General features: G+C 59.2%; 13 protein-coding genes and 3 pseudogenes. 7 read left to right on the top strand and 9 right to left on the bottom strand.

Annotation, left to right across the window (positions count from 1 at the left end):
• The first annotated feature begins 15 nt into the window (after positions 1 to 15).
• From I6F09_RS25250 to I6F09_RS25240, 3 genes are read left to right on the top strand one after another with little or no spacing between them, the layout of a single operon-like run.
• Positions 16 to 1,257 (top strand): tyrosine-type recombinase/integrase, encoded by a 1,242-nt coding sequence (locus I6F09_RS25250; RefSeq protein ID WP_225189296.1) that lies wholly within the window; start codon positions 16 to 18, stop codon positions 1,255 to 1,257.
• Positions 1,254 to 2,180, top strand: coding sequence for a tyrosine-type recombinase/integrase (locus I6F09_RS25245; protein ID WP_225189295.1), 927 nt, complete (start codon positions 1,254 to 1,256; stop codon positions 2,178 to 2,180). The genes I6F09_RS25250 and I6F09_RS25245 overlap by 4 nt, the downstream gene beginning before the upstream one ends.
• Positions 2,177 to 3,178 (top strand): tyrosine-type recombinase/integrase, encoded by a 1,002-nt coding sequence (locus tag I6F09_RS25240; RefSeq protein WP_225189294.1) that lies wholly within the window; start codon positions 2,177 to 2,179, stop codon positions 3,176 to 3,178. The genes I6F09_RS25245 and I6F09_RS25240 overlap by 4 nt, the downstream gene beginning before the upstream one ends.
• Positions 3,179 to 3,399: 221 nt before the next feature.
• Here the strand turns inward: I6F09_RS25240 and I6F09_RS25235 are convergent.
• The 4 genes and pseudogenes from I6F09_RS25235 to I6F09_RS25220 form a co-directional block, all read right to left on the bottom strand.
• Positions 3,400 to 3,897, bottom strand: a pseudogene (locus I6F09_RS25235) (IS66 family transposase zinc-finger binding domain-containing protein); the annotation flags it as partial.
• 68 nt (positions 3,898 to 3,965) lie between these two features.
• The gene (gene tnpB, locus I6F09_RS25230) at positions 3,966 to 4,313 is read right to left on the bottom strand and encodes an IS66 family insertion sequence element accessory protein TnpB (protein ID WP_225189293.1); all 348 of its coding nucleotides are present in this window, start codon (positions 4,311 to 4,313) and stop codon (positions 3,966 to 3,968) included.
• A gap of 449 nt (positions 4,314 to 4,762) precedes the next feature.
• Positions 4,763 to 5,626: an IS4 family transposase gene (locus I6F09_RS25225; RefSeq protein ID WP_249784606.1), complete on the bottom strand. Its 864-nt coding sequence runs from the start codon at positions 5,624 to 5,626 to the stop codon at positions 4,763 to 4,765.
• Between the two features lie 54 nt (positions 5,627 to 5,680).
• A complete protein-coding gene (locus I6F09_RS25220; protein ID WP_249784605.1) occupies positions 5,681 to 6,064 on the bottom strand; it encodes a transposase DNA-binding-containing protein in 384 nt (127 codons plus the stop codon).
• Positions 6,065 to 7,303: 1,239 nt separating this feature from the next.
• Here I6F09_RS25220 and I6F09_RS25215 point away from each other — a divergent pair.
• Entirely contained in the window at positions 7,304 to 8,662 is a 1,359-nt protein-coding gene (locus I6F09_RS25215; protein WP_225189292.1) for a hypothetical protein, read from the top strand.
• Between the two features lie 772 nt (positions 8,663 to 9,434).
• Here I6F09_RS25215 and I6F09_RS25210 read toward each other — a convergent pair.
• Positions 9,435 to 10,505 (bottom strand): annotated as a pseudogene (locus I6F09_RS25210) (transposase).
• Positions 10,506 to 11,348: 843 nt separating this feature from the next.
• Between I6F09_RS25210 and I6F09_RS25205 the strand changes: the two are divergent.
• Complete coding sequence (locus I6F09_RS25205) at positions 11,349 to 11,627, top strand: hypothetical protein (RefSeq protein WP_225189291.1); 279 nt, start codon at positions 11,349 to 11,351, stop codon at positions 11,625 to 11,627.
• A 10-nt stretch (positions 11,628 to 11,637) separates the two neighbouring features.
• Here I6F09_RS25205 and I6F09_RS25200 read toward each other — a convergent pair.
• Positions 11,638 to 11,840: pseudogene (locus I6F09_RS25200) on the bottom strand (transposase); the annotation flags it as partial.
• A gap of 319 nt (positions 11,841 to 12,159) precedes the next feature.
• Here I6F09_RS25200 and I6F09_RS25195 point away from each other — a divergent pair.
• Both I6F09_RS25195 and I6F09_RS25190 read left to right on the top strand, forming a co-directional pair.
• Positions 12,160 to 12,585 carry an SET domain-containing protein gene (locus tag I6F09_RS25195; RefSeq protein WP_225189290.1) on the top strand — a complete coding sequence of 142 codons (426 nt, stop codon included), beginning with the start codon at positions 12,160 to 12,162 and terminating at the stop codon, positions 12,583 to 12,585.
• 392 nt (positions 12,586 to 12,977) lie between these two features.
• Positions 12,978 to 13,280, top strand: a complete 303-nt coding sequence (locus I6F09_RS25190; RefSeq protein WP_225189339.1) for a hypothetical protein — start codon at positions 12,978 to 12,980, stop codon at positions 13,278 to 13,280.
• A gap of 428 nt (positions 13,281 to 13,708) precedes the next feature.
• On the opposite strand, the gene I6F09_RS25185 is transcribed toward I6F09_RS25190, so the two are convergent.
• From I6F09_RS25185 to I6F09_RS25175, 3 genes are all read right to left on the bottom strand, one after another.
• Positions 13,709 to 13,891: a hypothetical protein gene (locus I6F09_RS25185; RefSeq protein WP_225189289.1), complete on the bottom strand. Its 183-nt coding sequence runs from the start codon at positions 13,889 to 13,891 to the stop codon at positions 13,709 to 13,711.
• Positions 13,892 to 14,463: 572 nt separating this feature from the next.
• Entirely contained in the window at positions 14,464 to 15,114 is a 651-nt protein-coding gene (locus I6F09_RS37610) for a M4 family metallopeptidase (RefSeq protein WP_346730133.1), read from the bottom strand.
• Positions 15,078 to 15,590: a hypothetical protein gene (locus I6F09_RS25175; protein ID WP_225189288.1), complete on the bottom strand. Its 513-nt coding sequence runs from the start codon at positions 15,588 to 15,590 to the stop codon at positions 15,078 to 15,080. The genes I6F09_RS37610 and I6F09_RS25175 overlap by 37 nt, the downstream gene beginning before the upstream one ends.
• Positions 15,591 to 15,654: the final 64 nt, after the last annotated feature.

Here is a 15,654-nt window from a genome sequence, read left to right as displayed (position 1 = left end):
GCGGAGAACAGGAAGATGGAAGTTGAAGAGTACTTGGGCAGAAGCCGGCTGTGCCGGCGTCTCAGAAGCGGGCCCCACGGACAACTCATCGAGCGCTACACCGCTCGTCTCATCGAAGAGAGGCTCGTTCGGCACGGCACATGGCGTTGCCTCAACGTGGTTGGCGGGCTCCTGAGTTGGATGGCAGGCCGTCGCTATGAGCTGGTCGATCTCGATGAGCAGGTCGTTGAGCGGTACCTCCGACATCGAGGCGGGAGGCAGTCTATCCAACCCGGTGACCGGGCCGCGCTCAAGCGATGGCTGTCGGTGCTGCGCGAGGAAGGCGTGATCGCGCCGTTGGTGCTGCCGCCTCTCACCCCGCACGAACAGATCTTCAAGGAGTTCGATGCCTACCTGCGATCAGAGCGCGGCCTGGCCCCGAGGTCCATCGTCCGCCATCTCCCAGTCATCCGCAGGTTCCTGCACGAGGTGTGCTCCGGCGGCGCCGCCGCTCTGGGCAAGATCAGCCAAGAGGACGTGATCCGCTACATTGAGCGCCACGCCCAGGATTGGAGCCCGGGAACAGGCAAGGCGATGTGCTGGTCGTTACGCGCCTTTCTCCGTTATCTCCACCATCGGGGGCTGAACGCGCGCTCGTTGGCGGATTGCGTTCCATCGATGCGCCGATGGAAGCTCGCAACCCTGCCGACCTATCTGCCTGCCGCTCAGGTGCGGAAGGCTCTCGACAGTTGCGACCGAGAGACGGTGATGGGACGGCGCGACTACGCCATTCTGTTGTTGCTGGCCAAGCTCGGCCTGCGGGCCGACGAGGTCGCGACGCTCACCCTCGATGATATCGACTGGCGCGCCAGCGAGATACTCGTTCGCGCCAAGGGCCGACAGCGGGCACGGATGCCGATATCGTCAGATGTTGGCGCGGCCATCGTTGCATATCTGCGCAATGGCCGCCCAAAGTCGTCGTGCCGACGGTTGTTCGTCCGCACGCTCGCGCCACACGTCGGCTTTGCTTCCGGATGTGCGATCACCATGATCGCCAAGGCCGCTCTCGATCGCGTTGGAATCGGAGGTTGCGCACACCGCGGCGCCCATATCTTCCGACACAGTCTCGCTACCGAGCTTCTCCGATCTGGCGCGACCTTGTCGGAGATCGGACAGTTGCTGCGGCACGAGAACCACGACACCACTCGGATTTACGCGAAGATCGACATCGATGCGCTGAGAACATTAAGCCTGCCCTGGCCGGGAGGCGTGCAATGACCAATCTGCGCTCCGCACTCGATAAGTACCTGAGCATGCGCAAGGGACTGGGATACAAGTACGAGCACCAGACCCGGCGGCTCGCCGACTTCGTCGCCTTCATGGAGAAGCGCAAAGCCAGGATCATCACGACGAAGCTGGCAATGGAATGGGCAACGCTGCCGCCCGATCGTCATGCATCCTGGGCGCTGCGATTGAGCGACGTGCGCGGGTTCGCGCGGCATGTCGCCAACTTCGATCCGAGAACGGAGGTGCCGCCTGTCGGCATGCTGCCAGGATGGAGGCGCGCCAAGCCCTATATCTACAGCGACGCGGAGGTCGATACGTTGCTGACGGCAGCGCTGGCTCTGCCGCCAGAGGACGGGCTGCGCCGATGGACCTACCATACCCTGTTCGGGCTGATCGCGGTGACGGGCATGCGTATATCCGAGGCGATGGGCCTGGAGCGTGACGACGTCGACCTCGACGCCGGCGTGCTGACGGTCCGGCTGACCAAGTTCGGCAAGTCGCGGCTCGTGCCATTGCATCCGACGACGAGAACCGCGCTGCGCGACTACGCCCACCGGCGCGATGCGCTGCTCGGATCACGCTGCGGCTCGACCTTCTTCGTTGCCGAACAGGGAGGCCGCTTGCTTCACCAGTACGTTCATCGCGTCTTCTGGCGATTGTCCAAAGAGATCGGGCTGCGGCGCCCAGGTGATCGTACCGGGCCACGCGTGCACGACTTCCGTCATCGCTTCGCCATCCGGACGCTGCTCGACTGGTATCGCGAAGGCAAGAACGTCGAGCAGCAGCTCCCAGTGCTGTCCACTTACCTCGGCCACGCCTGCGTGCGCGATACTTACTGGTATCTCTCGGCCTGCCCCGAGTTGATGGAAGAAGCGGCGCGGCGTCTCGATCGGCGGTGGGAGGTGACGTCATGAAGCCCGCCTGCAATGTCGCCACGTTGATCGAGCGCTTCTTCACCGAGCGCCTCATGCGCCAGCGCAATGTTAGCGCCAACACGATCGCCTCCTACAGGGACACGTTCCGGCTGCTGTTCATGTTCGCACAGGTGCGGCTGCGGAAGCCCCCATCGGCCCTGACGCTCACCGATTTGGACGCAACGTTCATCGGCGCGTTCCTCACCGATCTCGAAGTAAAGCGCGGCGCCAGCGCGAAGACGCGTAACCCGCGTCTGACCGCCATCCGATCCTTCTTCAGGTTCGTGTCCTTCGAGGAACCGGCACACAGTGCGCTGATCCAGCGCGTGCTCGCCATACCGAGCAAGCGCCACGATAAGCGACAGGTGCACTTCCTGACGCGCCCTGAGATCGAGGCGGTTCTCGCCGCGCCCGATCGAACGACGTGGCTTGGCCGCCGCGATCACACCTTGCTGCTGGTCGCGGCCCAGACGGGCTTACGCCTCTCCGAGCTGACTGGCCTTGACCGGGATGCCGTCCACCTCGGGTCTGGCGCACACGTACGATGCGTCGGTAAAGGGCGGAAGGAGCGGACCACTCCGCTGACCACACTCGCTCGGTGCGCGCTCCAGGCATGGCTCAAGGAGCCGTTGCGGAAAGGAGCAACAGCGTTGTTCCCCAACGTGCACGGGGGCCGGCTCAGTGCCGACAGCGTCCAGTCGCTGCTGGGAAAGAATGTTCGCGTCGCTCACAAGAGTTGCCCGTCTTTGAAGGCCAAGAGCGTGTCACCGCATGTGCTGAGGCACAGCGCTGCGATGGAACTGCTGCAAGCCGGCGTCGACTGCTCCGTGATCGCGCTGTGGCTCGGTCATGAATCGGTCGAGACGACGCAGACGTACCTGCACGCCCATCTCGCCCTCAAGGAAGCTGCCCTGGCGAAGCTCAAGCCGTATGAGCGAGGCAAGCGAACCCGCTTCCAGCCGAACGACCGCCTGCTCGCCTTTCTGGAGGCGCTCTGAACGACCAAACTATGCCGAATGGAATGGGGCTGCCGTGCACGCGATCGACGATGCCACCGTGACAACGACGCGCCATACCGGACCCGTTCGGCATAGTTCGGCGGGCGGCATAAACCTGTCTATGCCGAGTGCGGCATAGTGCCGTGACGATCAGACTGTACATCATCGCGGCACGGTCGCCGCCGCGGTCGGAGCCACAGAACAGCCAAGACTCCACCCTCACGGCAGCTGAACTTCTCCCGGACGTGCTGGATCACCTTCCAGGATTTCGGGATCACCTTCAGCGTCTCGGTAATATCCTCCCCCAGCATGGACAACCGCGCTCCGCCGCAACAAGCGTACGCCACAGGTGCCGGCACGAGCACACGCTCGCGAGGCAGATGGTCCGGGAACGGCTGACGCGACGGCTTCTTGCGCGTGAACGAGGCCACCTTTGTCGCCCTGGCCGCGGCCATTCCGGCAGCGAGCTCGTCCTCAGTCGCTGAGGCCTCGAGTTCCTCAAGCGTCAGTTCGAGCTTGTCCAGCAGCCTTGCGGTACGCTCCGAGCGAGGGCCATAACGATCACGGTTCAGCTTTTCGATCTGCAGCTTCAGGTGAGCGATCAGCGCATGGTCGTCGGACTGCTGGGCGCGAACGCTGGCAAGTTCAGCGCGCGTCACCAGCAACGCCGATTGCAGCGCCTCAATATCTTCCGGCAGGTTCTCGGGACTGTCACCCATGCACGATGGAATCACAAAAGCCGCGATTTGGCGTGGGCTTTTTGCAATCCGCGGGACTATTGTGCAACCTACCCTGCGCTCTGCGGCCGCCAGCTGTGTTGGGGGCTGCGCCAGTCGATCGCCTCCAGCAAATAGCCCAACTGAGCTGCGGTCAGCGATACCACGCCGTCGACCGTCGCGGGCCAGATAAATCGGCCACGGTCCAGCCGCTTGGCATAGAGCGATAGCCCGACGCCATTGTGCCAAAGGGCTTTGATCAGGGTGCCAGCACGACCACGGAACACAAAAACGTCGCCGGCAAAAGGATCTCGCCCCAACCCCTCCTGCACCAGCAATGCCAAACCTTGCATGCCTTTGCGCATATCAGTGTGACCGGTTGCGATCCAGATTCTCGCCCCTGCTGCGATCGGGATCATCGCCGCTCCAGCAGATCCAACATGCGAGACAATGCGGTCATATTAACGCCGGCGTCCACGATCACGCGACAGGCCTTGCCGACGACGATTTCCATGCGTCCGCTCACTGGGCCCGCTGAAGCCACTGGCGGCATCGCCGTTTGGTCCGGAATCACCATCGCCGGCACAAAGGCTGGCTGAGGCTGTTCAATGTCGCTCGTTCGCGTCCCAAACGATCGTCGCCAAGTCAACAGGAGCGAGCGCGAAATGCCGTATGTCGTGCTGTCGATGAAACGGCGCGAAGTGTCCGAAAACTCTCCAGAACGATCTTGAGCTTCTCATCATCCAGCGACGGCGACGGCCAGTCTCGACAACCTCGAACCGTTCAACCTGAGCACTGAACTTATTGCTGTCCATAAGGGCTGTTACACAGCACTCCTCTTAACCTGGCAGGCGGCCTTCACCGGCTTTCAATTACCCACAAATTCTCCTTCGACCATGGCGCCCAGCGCGATGTCGGTGAGGCGTGACAGCCCGCGCCACATGACCGTATTGCCGGGCGGCGGATCGCTGGCGCGGGCGAGATAACCGCCGAGCCGGCCGATTTTGATTAGATAGTGCGAGAGCGTTTTGCGTCTTGCTCTTGCTTTGTCGTTGACGAGGCGATCGAGCACGCCGATTTCAGTCGCAGTCAACGCGAGGGTTGGCGGCGCGTCTGGGGCGGAACGAGTGAGCATCGTCATCCAGAAGACCCGCCAACTCAGGATGCAAAAGAGCGAGATCAGATTGGTCAGACGCTGGGCGGTCCTGAGCTTCGACTCCTCAGCTTTGCAGCCCGATTTGAGGATCTTGTGGAACACCTCGATCGTCCATCTCAAACCATACCATTCCAGCTTCTCAATGGCGTCGGTGCGGGAACCAACAGGCAGGTCGGTAATCAGCTTCCAATCGATCTTCTTCCTGTTTTTCGGCGTCCCGCGCTCTTCGGCATGGATCACCATCGGGGTCAGAGCGGGATAGCGCTTCTGCTTTCCAATCGGCGGTAGGACGCGAATCTTGCGATACCTGATCTCAAGAATGGCCTGGTCGGGATCGCCATTGCTGTCTCTGACTTCGATGCGATGGAGCCCTTTGACGGCGACCTCGTCCATTTCGTCGCCGATCGTGTGATCCCCGTCTCCAGCCAAGCGGTCGACGTAGGTCCTGATCAGGAAATGGGTTCCGATCCCCTGTGCTGCGCAGAAGAGCTCGTAGATGTCACTCTCGCAATCACCAATATGGATGCATCGTCCCGGATGATCCAAGAGTTGCGTAGACTGCTTGAAATTTTCCAACCACCGGACGCTTTCCTTTTTCTCGATGGGAATCCGGGTCGGATTAATCTTCTTTTAAAGCGCTGCCGTGCCCTTGAATTTCTTCCGGGTCCAGAACTTAACGACCGCCAACCCCAGCGGTACCCCCTCGATTGTAACCGCGTGGCTCGAATGCATCAGGATGCCGCAAACCGTGTGCGATCTGAGGCGACCTGCCTTATCCCGTCCACTGTTTATGCTCTTGGTGATGCCGATCGCTTCTGACTTCTCGCGTTGACAGCTGAACTCGGTTGTATCGTGCAGCACAAGAACGAGACCTTTGGCGGCGGCACGATCACGTGTCGATCGGAAATGTCCGGCCAGAATGTCCACTTCGCTGACCCGGTCGTTAGAGAAGAAGCGGTAGGCTGCCTTGGTATTCGCCCAATCCTGGCAGACGAGCGGAATGCTTTGTCCCATGGCGCTTCCAATCTGCGTGAGCAGTTTGCGGAATCTGTCGCCGAGCCGCGCGTCCCTACTCGCATCCACTACTCTCTCGATCAATCCAACATTCACCTTCCGAGGACGGCAAACAGCCTTTTGCCGATCGATCCCTTAATGTTAGCCCCATAGAGCACCCCCTCGCGAATCAGGTGCTCAGCAAGGAATCACAAGTGATTCTTTCGATTCAAGATTTTGCCGATCAGCCGATCAGCCCGAGTGGCCAAAGTTATGGGTAATTGAAAGCTTCACCGGAGGGAGACGGCAGCCCGCACGATCCAATGAATCAGCCGCAGCGCAAAGATCGACCTGACAAGACTCATGGTTTTGATTTGGATCATCAAGCTGCTTGTTTGCATGCTAGAGGGCGATCCGCTGCCTCGTACTGGGTTGCTAACGGAGCGGCAAACGGTCGTTTCCAATCGCTTCACTTGCCGGCTCAAATTCTTTCTTGCTCATAGCAATCCAGGAGAACCATCTTTCAGCAAGCAGACGAAACTATGCACCCCAGAGGCCCGCGTTCTCCGGCGCAATCCACCGGTTGGAGTCCACGGCGAAGGAGGAGAAGCTTCTGCGCAAGGCAGCATTCCTCTTGCTGTGCGAATATTGCTCTCCACCTGTAGGGTGTTCCGGGTGTGGGTCGTTCGCCGCGCGGAGAATCAACTATCACCGGGCTTTCGATGGATGATGCCTTGCGAGTGCATCAATTCAAGCCCCTCCTGGCGACCGCACATGTCGCACGTCGCGTCCTCCTTCAGATCGGTCGCAGCCGCAAAGGATTCCTGCACTGTCCGCACCGCGACACGCGCCAAGATGGCCGGGATCCGATTCACCCTCTGCCGCCAGAATTAAGACCTTCTTGGCAAGGCATGCCTTCATCGGAGGGGTCCGCCTCGGTTCGGGCACCATCCAGACGGCATCGTCCAGAACACTTCCCAGCTCAGTACACACTTTATTTTGGCACGATTTTGTAGGCCCTATGATGCTACTCTACGAAATAGAATCTTTGGTGCCGGCTCCGACTCACCCAGCCAGTGTTTCGGAAAAATGCAATCCGGCAATCCTTGGCGCGTGCCTCGGGTGAGTGTGGCAGTCGGATTGGCCATTTTGGCTCACTCAAGTCTCCAAGCGCGTCAGCTTGTCGACAGCTGATCCTAATAGAGGGAGAACAGAGAGCGGATCTGCTCAGGATTGCGAACCGACCCAAAGGGAGGGGATATGGACCCATTTAACAGCATCAACCCATTCGACCGGGCTGCTTACAACGACGCGGTGACACAACCGCAACAGCAGCAAGCGGAGTTTGAGCCGTACTTGGATGAAGTCCCGCAGCTTGATACCACTGCCGTCGCAGGGGTTCCTGTTTCTCCAGATCGCTACTATCCTCATCTGCCTGACGAAGACCGTAGACTTACCGTGGCGTTGGAACTTGGGGCCAGCGGTCCTCATCCCGAAGACGCAGTCACCAGAGGCGTCGGGCACGTCGCTGCGCAGCACAACGCGCGGGAGGCTTCGAGTTGGCCGAGCGAGCTGACTGCGGAAGGTCACGATCAGGATTCGCTGCGAGGGATGATCGGCGAAGCCGTCCTAGCATCGTCTCTCAAGCCAACCGCGCACGATCACCAAGCACCGGATCTCGGAGAAGCCGTTCGTCACTTCAACTGGAGCGACGGCTACCAGCCGGCTCCGAACGAGCTGACCGGGAGCGCCCCCCTTTCAAGTCACGCGCCCCTCATGGGTGAGGATTACAGCGGGCAGTTGAGGCCTGCGAAGAGGCAGAGGACGCTAAGCCATGCGGAACTGGATGCCATTGAGCGCCAGCTGAGCGAGCCGGGCAATTCAATGGCTCGTGTGCTGATGGAAAACGCCGGCGCACCGTCGCCTTTCGGGCCAGCGGTCGGTTCACCATTGGTCCTTCCTGAGGAAGGTTACGATCAGGATCAGCTGTGGGCGATGGTGCAAGACGCCGGCCCATCATCGTCTCTCGAGCCAACCGCGCGCCATGAGCAGACCCTGAATTTAGGAGCGGTTGTCCATCCCTTCAACTTCCGGCAGGGCAACCAGCACGCGTCGGCTGCGCTTGACGGTAGCGGCATCCCGCCGAGTCAGGACAGCCGACCAAACAGCTTTATCGTTCACAATGACCGCTACACGGCGCTATTCGTGCCCGCGGCGGCGATGAGGCCAAGCACCCCACTCAATGCGCCAGGCCCTGCCATTCCTCTCGGATCTCGACAGGAATACGTTCCGCAGCCCAGCGCACAGCCAGCGAATCGAGTCTCACCAGCGCTGCTTGGACGTTCGATGGAGCAAGCCGCCCCGGCGTCCTCCAGGGCTGACAGGACATCCCCGGCGGCCCGCGAAATTTATGCTGCATCATTCGCTGTTCCCGAGAATTTTTCGCACGGCACCCAACCCGCCTCGGACACGATGCGTTCGAAGCTCGGCCGCTGGGGCCTCTTGCCGGACGCGGCGCAGCCGGTAAAGCAATACGACATTCGCGGCGAGCTCTACACCGCCCTCCTGGGGCCGGGGGGGCCCAATGACGTTCGGCTCATCCATCACCCACGAGAGTAGACGCCGCGCACACTCCCGACGCTAGCAGCCCGTCCACATAGGTCCGGTATTGGGCTTGTTAATGGACCATAGCTTGCTCCAGCGACGATTGCGTGCTTGGCTCGGGACCGGCTGTGCGGGAGAGCGCTACTCGGCCCGATTAACTTGCGCCATCATCGCTGTGCGGCTCCTCGGCGAGCCGCATAGCCATCGCCCTTTGATCTTTGCCAAGAGCCGGGACCAAGCTGCGAAGAACACCTACGGTGTTATTGCCGTTGCGTTTTACAGCATTGCCATTAATCAGGGCCTCCTCAAGTCCCGAGACAGGGGAAGCATCCTCGGAGTAAAGAGGCTGCTTCCGGCGCCCTGTTGAACACGCGTCGGTGTGGTCGTCCATTAGCCCCAAATGCACATCCTGGTCGCGGCCTTCCGCAGAATGCTCTTTTGGCCAACGCTGCGCTGCGCAGCGGCGTCGTCGATCCGCCTCGAGTCTGTCAGTGCCGTATCTTCGGGATCAGCAATGGTCGGATACCGATCTCCATCGTTTTAGCGCCGATCGACGACTTCCACAGCTGAGCCAGTGCTGCCCGACGTTGCCGCCACCGCTCGTGTCCTGGTTATAGCTCTTGACATCTGCATTCAGCGCCTCGGCGGAAAGCCGGCCAGCAATGCCTTTCTTGTTTTTTGACGCAGATGTCGCTGAACCTTCAAGATTAGTGCATAACCGTGGCGTTGTCTGTCGCAGCTCCGGCTTTGAACTCTTTGACATCAGGATCTCGGGGACCGAAGCGAGCTATCGCCAAATTTGGTGACGGCGATGCCGGTCAGCGGCGGCGATTATGGGCTGACGGTCGGTCGGTTTGGCGATGACCTCGATCCCGTCGTTGAATGTCACAGTGCTCGGCGGCGAAGTCTTAGAAGGCGAGCAGCGTGTGTTGGTCCTTGCTCAGGCAGTCGGCCACCTTCTCGTATTTCAGCGCGTAGCTCTCGATGAAGGCGTCGAACGCCAGCTCGGCGACGACCTTCGTTTCAGCCATCCAGATTTCCTGCCAACGCGCCCTTGGCTTTCGGCTGCGGGCTCTTTGACAGCTTGGCGGGCACGTTCGCGGGACTTGTGCACCCAGGAGCGCTGCTCGCGCGTTTTCGGCCAGACCCCGCCGGCCGCCTTCCCGAGCCCGAGTGCGCCATCGGTCAAGCCAACCAGTTCCTTGCGGCCTTCCGGCGTCGCGCCGATCAACACGAGGATGCACTGCTTTTTGTACTTGAGCCGGGCCTCGAGATGAAGGCCATCAGCGCGGATGTAGACGTAGCGTTTCGCCGACGCGCTTCTGGCACGCGGTGTGCTCGTCGAGCTAGCCATCCTTAGGCGAGCGATCGCCGAGGCCGACAATCCGGCAGCATCCTTGCCGAGCAGCGCAGCCAGCCCTTCCGAGACGTCGCCAGTCGAGATCCCCTTCAGGTAAAGGATAGGCAGCAGCGTCTCGATCAACTTCGAACGGCATATGTAGGGTGGAAGGATCATCGACGGTGAGAACCGGATGCGGTCGGAAATCGGAGGCGACCCCCTGGCGATCGCGCACACGCGGCTGGCGGATAGCGACCGGACCGATACCGGTCGTCACCTCCCCCTCTGGCAGGTGACCGTGCCGGGCGATGCGCTGGTGGCCGGCCGCGGTCCTTCAAATCGGGATGCTTGCCGAGATAGTCCGCGACCTCGGCTTCGATCGCCTGAGCGAGATGGACGTGCCCAGTTGCGCAAGACTTTTGTGAGTTGATCGGCGACGGTTCCTGCCGGAATCAACTTGATGATGTCATGTGTGAACGCCTTCCACGTCGCATGATCCGAGACAAGTCGTAAGACCAAAGCTCGTTTACGCAAGCCGGCGAGGCGTTTCGGACTTCCTGCCGGCCTAAATTGACGATCGCAGCACCAAATCTATGCCTTAGCTGATCCAAGCCTTCACGGCCGATCCGGCGACCCGGCCGGGGTCATAGGCCCGTCTGGCCTCGGGCGAGGGATCAATTTCACGAGGCGTTTGCTTGTCCCCGTCTGCGGCGGTGAGGATAGATGAACGCCGCATCGAAAGATGCCTCGGCCAGTGGCACAGGGCGTGCAGTGCGTTTGTTGCGTGGGAAATTTCAGTGTCCCGGCTCAGGGATAAAGGGCGCGGCGTATTTTCGTGACGAGTCTCGTCTTTCCTTTGGACACCCGACGCGATTTCGTAACAGGTCAATGTAGGAGGAACTGTTGATCCACGAATTACCTCCGCAACAGTCCAGGTTCCTCGTTCGAAGGGGGACCACCGGCTGGATGGTTTATGATCGAGAACGCAAGGGGCCGGCGCTGTTAAAGGACCACAGCTTGGCCGAGAAGCTGTCCAAGGAACGGGCCGAACAAATAAGGCAGGCACTGGTCGATGGTTCGATTAACTGCTGGCCGTGATCCCTTGAGGTGAGCCTTATTTAGGAAAATGAAAGTCTATCCTGCGTTCAGCTCCGCTCTGGGGTCTCCACGCGGAGAACATAGCCATTCGTTCATGCCCCCCAGCCGGGCCTGGTGAGTTTGGCGATGATCTTGAGAAAATCGGCCTGCGAACAGCTGGGGCGTCGGACAAACCCACAGGCTTGTCCTTGCTTTCTGGCAGCATCAGCCGTTTTGCAAAGGCCTGTCCGTCACCCGCTAAGCACCAGACCGAGATGCTGGACCATGGAGTCCAGCCGCGCCGTGCGTCGCGCGGATGACGCCAATATCCCGTCGGCGAAACGCTCAGTGAAGATCTGGCGTCCGCACGACGGCGTCGCAGCGGAAGCGTTCGATGATCACCACGAGCTCTACGAACGCGGCGCCAGCGACAGATCGGTCACGCGTCGGCGTTTTTGGATACGCCGTGGAATCGTCCCGCACCTGCCACTCAACTTTCATCCAGCAGCGCTTACAGTCTCGGGTTTATGCAGCGAGGCCGACCTTTGGACCATCCAGAACTAGAGTTTTTCGATCACTTTGGCGAGCTGGATGCGCCGACGTGGTTTTGCAGCAGAATCGGCGGTCTGCGGCCGATGGCGCCATGGGGCCGTTCTTCGTTGTAGTCTCCACTTTTTCTTGGGCGTCCGCAAGGCTGAGGAACCGGTGCGTGTTGAGGCATTTGGCCCGGAAGGCGCAGTCTTCGATGAACGCGTTGTCGGTTGGCTTACCGGGCTGGAGAAGTCCAGCGCGACACGAACTCGCTGTCTTCATCGACGCGGATCGTTGCCGGGAACCCCAATTCCATGCAGGCGCTTTCCAGGATCGCCACGACGTCGCTGCCGCGGAAGGTGAACCGTGGCGCCAGTCCTGCAGCATCTCCTCGTGGAGCGACAGCCGAGATCCTCATCGGTAGCAGCCGCTACCGAAGCGGATGCACAGATTGAAAAAAATCGAGGTTGTGACCGAGACGCGATTAAACGACCCCACCAATTTATGCAGGAGATTGCACGGCTCAGGTTAGTTAGCTTGCAGGGTGCTAGCGACTTTGGGAGATATGTCAGTGTTGATCGTTGAAACTATTTTGAAGCCAGACCAGTTTGGCGGTATTGGACTTTTCTCTGCTACTCTTTTGCCTAAAGATGCATTGATTTGGATTCATAACCCAATCGTTGACATTGCCGTGACACCTGAACAGTACGCAACTTTACCTCGAACATTTCAAGCTTTACTTGAAAAGCATGCTTATCCAAGAGACCTCGACTTTGATGATGGTGTTCTAGAGTACAATGCTGACAACGCCCGTTTCATGAATCACAGCAATCAACCAAACACATACCAAGACGATCATTGCCGAATTTTCACAGCCCGTGACGTACAACCGGGTGAAGAACTGACTTGCGATTACTTGTCTTTCGATCCAAGGTGCGACTTATCGTGGGTTAAAGTGCTATCGCCGAATGTTGGTGCCGGAGCGGGCTAGGCGACAGTGGATTGAGTCGGGTCTGCGACTTCGATTCCCGTTGGCTAATTTAACGCGGGAGGGTTGCATCAACTGGTTGTGGCCATCGACGGGACGCAGCTTTTCTCGGCGGCCTCGGCGAGCTTGAGGATCGTAGCGAGCCTTGTTCGAAAGACATCCCGTGAACGGTGCGCCGGAACGCGCTGGCCAACGCGCTTTCAATGAGGTTGGTAGTCCCCTCATGTGGAGTCCTCTAAATGTGTAGCGCCAGTCAAAGACTTCGTTACCGGCGCGCTTTTCCGCGAATGTCGGCAACGAGTCCTGGCAGTGACAACACTGGGCTGCTGTTATGTTCTCCTGTGATTTTCCGGGGTAATTGATGAGGCGCTTCATGAAGAAGCAGATCCTGAAAAGTGAACGCTCAGCCCGAATACTTCGATGACTCCATTGACGAGAGCGGCCCTGTTCGGGTGATCGAAGTATTTCTCGATGCGCTCGGTTTGGCTGAGATGCGCTTTGAGGTTGCGGAGCCAGCGGGCGGCGTCGCGCCCCCACTTTGCTCCTCGAACTCTGCCAAGAGATGGATTTTTTGGCAACGACGAGGCGCCGCCACCGATGGCAGCAAGTTCAATGCCGTGAACAGCCGGGACAGGAACTTCACGTGCACGAAGATGGAGCGACGGCGTGCTCAGTTGGAGGAGAGCATCGCGCGCTGAGTCAATTCGACGCGACCAAGCGCCAGCAGCCGGTGGAGGCGCTGGCCGCGAAGGAGACAAGGCTTGCCCAGAAGCTGACAAAGCTGACAAGCTTGTTGGCTACGAGAAGCATGCTTCCTTCACCAGGGCGCCGGTCGCGGCCGAGGCGGTCAAGCACATTAATGTTCTGCTCGCCATTCAGGCGAGATCAACGGTCTTGCGCCGCGGGAGCGCCGGCGCGTGCGCCAGGAGCGCAGCCTCCCCGAACTGCCGGGATGGTTACGCGAACAACGCACGAAGCTCTCCAAAACCGACGAGACGACCAAAGGCGACCAATTATTGCCTCAGCCGCTGGGACGCATTTTACCCGCTTATTGAGCTACGTGTCGCCTCCGTGGACCAAAGAAATTGAACCTTCGCCGGCTCCGATGAGGGCGTGCGGCTGCGAACTATACCTTGATCGCACCACCAAGCTCCACGAGATCGATCCACAGGCTGGGCTCGCCGACGTGCTGGCCCGCCTGCCGGATCATCGCGCCAAGCGCATGTCCTGGAATTGTCGATCTCAGAACGTCACTCTCGCCCGCATAAGCGCGGACGACGTACCCCGCACGATGGACATAAGCCGACATTTCCGGACGCCCGAACCGGTGACGGCTTCTCATCCCGGGAGCGCGCACTCTCTACAACAACTCCACCCGGCACCGGACTGGATCGGTGGAGTTCTTAATGCATGCCGCAGGTTTTAGAACGGGATCTGGTCCTGGCCTAGGAAGCCATACGCCGTCAGTTTACCGAGCCGGCAGCGGTCCGGTCAGAGTCACAGACCCAACGCGGTTTGTCTACGCCCTGGGATGCAGCCATCGCGCAGCTAATCCCTACTTGATCAAATGCAAAGACGACATCTTTGGTTTCATACTTCAGTTTATCCGCCGCCCGGAGCACCCCTTCGGCACCATTTTGAAACGTGGCGTTCAACGTCCAGTAGTCTTGATTCGCGACAACAAACGTGTGGAATGCCTTCCTGATATCCCAACCAGAGCGTTTTAGGATACAAAACACCTTGTTATAAATTCCACTGGAATAGTGAACGTCGAGTCGATCAGAGTATTTGGAGACGTGGTCTATAGAGTAGCCATCCTGTGGCGGGTCGCACATATATCGCAAAGACGTCCCAGCTTTTTGGGTAACATCCGCCCCACGGTCAAGTCAGGCCCCGATCTTCCGAATGTATTGCCATACTTCTGGAGTAATAGGATTCGGCAGCTTCTCCTGCCATGTCGGAAAACGACTCATTCATAGCACCCGACTGGTACTGATATTCGAGGTTCGAATTCTGCTCTGTAAAACCATGCGACACTTCATGGGCAACAACATCCAAGCCCACGAGAGGGTAGAACATCGCTTTCCCATCGCCAAACGTCATTGAGCTGCCATCCCAAAATGCGGTGTCCTCATTCCTGGAGAAGTGCACGCGCAAATGCAGTTTCTGCTTCAAAGGACTGACGCCGTACCAGTCCCTATACATGTCCACAACAACCTGCCCGAAAAATTGGGCATCATTCAGCGGTGAGAACGCGCCATTGATATTATCCCCTGCGTTGTTGTAACACCTAAACGCAAAAGGCTTGTTCGTACCTTCTACAGAGAAGTTCATGTGCTCGGTGAAAACATCTGGGCTATCCATTTCACAGATGCTGCCCTGCTCGCTCACTTCGAAAGGCGGAACGGTTTCGCTTCCATAGGTGTACTGGCCAGCCTTGGCATTTCCGCCAGGCCCCGTTCCTCTTTGTGCGTGTTGTAGGTTTTCATAGGAACTCACAGTTTCGCCAGTAATGGCATCGATAAACAACACAGGACGTGTCGGGCTGGGCCTGCTGTGCCGTCCCGGACAGTTGTAAAGAACGACGTGCGGTACACAAGCCGGACCTCGCCCTTCTTTTGAACGAGATACACGAGATCGGCCTCTTCGTTTTCGTAGCTGCTCGCGCGAAGCGTAGGGGCAGAGGAGAGTACAATCTCCTTAGCTTTTTGAAGCGCCTGCTGCTTGGTGATCTTCGCGGTCAGGGCCGGACCTAAATCGTAGGCGGCAGTTCCGCTTATGGCAACAATTCTCGTGCCATCAGCAGATCTCTCGGCAACGATCTGCTGGCCCCACACGGGAATTCCGTTGTGCTGCTGCTCAAGGCGGAGAGTGGCGCCGGAACGGTTAGGCAGCGCCTTAAGCGACGAAGAAGTACCGAGCTCGAGCAATCCGGCAACGGAGGCCTCAGGTGATCTTCCTTGAGCTATTTCAGCTAGGGGACTGGTTTGAGGTACAACCTTGTTCACCTCACGGATCTCGGCGGCGGTAGCTGACCCTAAAATGCTCGATCCGCGTGGTCGGAATCATGGA

Origin of the sequence: Bradyrhizobium sp. IC3195 (assembly GCF_020193585.1) — a bacterium.
Classification (GTDB): Bacteria; Pseudomonadota; Alphaproteobacteria; order Rhizobiales; family Xanthobacteraceae; genus Bradyrhizobium; species Bradyrhizobium yuanmingense.
Note: the sequence above shows the minus strand (reverse complement) of the source record. Positions and strands in the feature narration are given on the sequence as shown.